Source organism: Pseudomonas sp. MD195_PC81_125, assembly GCF_014060985.1.
Lineage (GTDB): Bacteria > Pseudomonadota > Gammaproteobacteria > Pseudomonadales > Pseudomonadaceae > Aquipseudomonas > Aquipseudomonas parakoreensis.
Genome location: NZ_JABULD010000478.1, coordinates 1 through 1,848, shown reverse-complemented (window position 1 = coordinate 1,848; position 1,848 = coordinate 1). Strand labels below are relative to the sequence as shown.

The 1,848-nt window shown below is 60.4% G+C and carries 1 protein-coding gene and 1 pseudogene; both read left to right on the top strand.

The genetic code is table 11. The features are described from left to right. Positions 1–111, top strand: a 111-nt coding sequence (locus HT737_RS19295; protein WP_182403715.1) for a hypothetical protein, incomplete at its 5' end; no start/stop codon positions are given. Positions 112–426: 315 nt separating this feature from the next. Continuing rightward, a pseudogene (locus HT737_RS19290) lies at positions 427–1,786 on the top strand (8-oxoguanine deaminase). Positions 1,787–1,848 lie beyond the last annotated feature (62 nt).

The following is a 1,848-nucleotide window of genomic DNA, read 5'->3' as shown; positions in this document are numbered from 1 at the left end:
CAGTACTTCAACATGACCGTGGCCGAGACGTTCAAGACCTGGACAGCGATGGAAACCATCCTGTCGGTGGTGGGCCTGGGCTTCATTCTGTTGCTGTCGCTGTTCGTTTGACCTCGAACGCAAGACACAAAAAAACCGCAGCGATGCGGTTTTTTGTGGGCGATGATCTTTGCAAACACGGCACCTGTAGGAGCTGTCGAGTGAAACGAGGCTGCGATCTTTTGATTGTAAAAAAACAAGATCAAAAGATCGCAGCCTTCGGCAGCTCCTACAGAGGGTGATGTGTTGGCTTGTCGGGTTGGGCTTGCCCGCTGTCGCGATTTGTTTGAAACTGCGCAGCTCGTCCATCGCGGCGACCCTGGATCAGCAGACAGGGCAACACTGAGCTGGCAACCCTGAACCCCACTTTCAGAGGAGCCGGCCACAATGCCTGCGACCCGTACCTGGTTAAAAAATCCCCTCGCCATATTCACAGCCAACGCGCTCGATGCCCGTGGCGGTCTGGTGCTGCAAGACGGCGTGATCGTCGAAGTGCTGGCAGCCGGTCAGCAACCGTCCGCGCCGTGCACTGAAGTGTTCGATGCCCGCGAGCATGTGATCCTGCCGGGCCTGATCAACACCCATCACCACTTCTATCAAACCCTGACTCGCGCCTGGGCGCCGGTGGTCAATCAGCCATTGTTCCCGTGGTTGAAAACCCTGTATCCGGTGTGGGCGCGGCTGACCCCGGAAAAACTCGCCCTCGCGACGAAAGTGGCTTTGGCTGAATTGCTGCTGTCGGGTTGCACCACCGCCGCTGACCACCATTACCTGTTCCCGGACGGTCTGGAAAACGCCATCGACGTGCAAGTCGACACCCGTGCGTGAACTGGGCATGCGCGCCATGCTCACGCGCGGTTCGATGAGCCTCGGCGAGAAGGACGGCGGCCTGCCACCGCAGCAGACCGTGCAGGAAGGTCAGGTGATTCTCGACGACAGTCAGCGCCTGATTCACGAGTACCACGAGCGCGGCGACGGTGCGCAAATCCAGATCGCTCTGGCGCCTTGCTCGCCGTTTTCGGTGACCCCGGAAATCATGTCGGCCAGCGCCGAACTGGCGGACAAACTCGATGTGCGCCTGCACACCCATCTGGCCGAAACCCTCGACGAAGAGGATTTCTGCCTGCAGCGTTTCGGCCTGCGCACCGTGGATTATCTGGACAGCGTCGGCTGGCTCGGCCCGCGCACCTGGCTGGCCCACGGCATCCACTTCAACCCGGACGAAATCGCTCGCCTCGGTCAGGCCGGCACCGGTATCTGCCATTGCCCGAGTTCGAACATGCGCCTGGCTTCCGGCATCTGCCCGAGCATCGATCTGACCGATGCCGGCGCGCTGTTCGGTCTGGGTGTGGACGGTTCGGCCTCCAACGATGCGTCGAACATGATCCTCGAAGCGCGGCAGGCGTTGTACATCCAGCGTCTGCGTTACGGCGCCGAGAAGATCACCCCGGAACGCGTGCTCGGCTGGGCAACCAAAGGCTCGGCGAGCCTGTTGGGGCGTACCGACATTGGTGAACTGGCGGTGGGCAAGCAGGCGGACCTGGCGTTGTTCAAGCTCGATGAGCTGCGTTTCTCGGGGAGCCATGATCCGATTTCGGCGCTGTTGCTGTGCGGTGCCGATCGTGCCGATCGGGTGATGATTGGTGGCCAGTGGCGGGTGATTGATGGCCAGGTTGAAGGGCTGGATCTGAAAGGCCTGATCGCCGATCACAGCCAGGCGGCTCGGCAGTTGATCGCCGGGACCTGATCCAATAAAGAACCCTGTAGGAGCTGCCGCAGGCTGCGATTCTTTTGATTTTAGAAAAACAA